Annotated in this window: 1 protein-coding gene; it reads right to left on the bottom strand. The window is 63.3% G+C overall.

Annotated features, from left to right (window positions below; translation table 11 throughout):
* On the bottom strand, window positions 1-1,270 hold a 1,270-nt coding region (locus SJI03_RS28730), incomplete at both ends, for an AMP-binding protein (RefSeq protein WP_322429448.1).

The following is a 1,270-nucleotide window of genomic DNA, read 5'->3' as shown; positions in this document are numbered from 1 at the left end:
ATGGTCGCTTCAGTCACCCCATAGGTATTAATCAGCCGTGGCGATACACCGAACGCGGCCCGTACCCGTGCCTGGTCGGCTCCATACCAGCTATCCGAACCGACCACCAGCAAGCGCATCGGCGGAGCGCTTGAAGCACTCTCTTCAAGATAGGCGCATAATTCGCGCAGCACCGCTGGCACGAATTCGGCCGCCGTGATGCGTTCGTCATGCAGCCAGGCGGTGAGCGCCTGCGCATCGAGCAGTACCGCGCGTGGACAGATCACCAGCGTATTGCCAAAACCGAGCGTACGCACCAAATCCCCCGCAAATACGTCGAAATTGGCGTTCGCCATCTGCAGCCAGCGGTCGCCCTTCAGCGCCAACTGGTAGATGTCATCCCAGGCCGCACCGATGGCAGCCAGGCCACCATGCTCGATCATCACCCCTTTGGGGCGCCCGGTTGTTCCCGACGTAAACGTCGCATAGGCCAGCTGTTCCGGCACCAGCACGAGCGCGGGAGCCGTGTCAGGCAGCGCCGCATCAAGCAGCAGCTCGGACAGGTCAAGGACCGTGGCACCGCATCCCGAAAGCAAATGACGCTGTTCGCCGTCAGCGATCAACCAGCGCACCTTGGCATCGGTGATGATATCGGCAACGCGGGCGACAGGCACCTCGGCCGTCAGCGGAATATAGGCCGCTCCCGCCTTCATGATCCCCAGTGCCGTCACCGGCAGCAGCACGCTACGCCCGACGCAGAACGCAACGAAGTCGTCGCGCCCGACGCCGCGCTGCAACAGCGCATGAGCCAGCCGGTTCGACTGCACGTCCAGTGCCCCGTACGACAGCGATGTCACCCCATCTTCCACGGCGACCAGGTCCGGATGCAGACGCGCCACTCGCGCGCAACGCTCCGGCAGCAGCAGCGAAGTCGATCCCGCTACGTCCTTGCCGCTCAGTGCCAGCAGACGCGATCGCTCTGCCGGCGGCAGGCAGGACAGCGAAGAGATCGGCGCATCAAGCTGCGCCAACATTGCGCTCAACAGGAATTCAAAACTGGCCGCGAAGCGTGCCACCGTGGCCGCATCGAACAGGTCGGTGCTGTATTCCCAACTGAGCTGCAAGCCATCCACTTCCTCCTCGGCGTCAAGCGTCAGGTCGAACTGCGCCGTGCGATGCTGCGCGGCCAGCGACGACACCGTCAGGCCAGGCAGCGAACCGCTTTCTTCTTCATTGTTCTGCAACGACAGCATCACCTGGAATAGGGGCGAATAGCTGAGGGAGCGCTGCG

This window comes from Janthinobacterium sp. GMG1 (assembly GCF_034427795.1).
In the GTDB taxonomy this organism is placed as follows: Bacteria; Pseudomonadota; Gammaproteobacteria; order Burkholderiales; family Burkholderiaceae_D; genus Janthinobacterium.
This window is presented reverse-complemented; position numbering and strand designations above follow the sequence as displayed.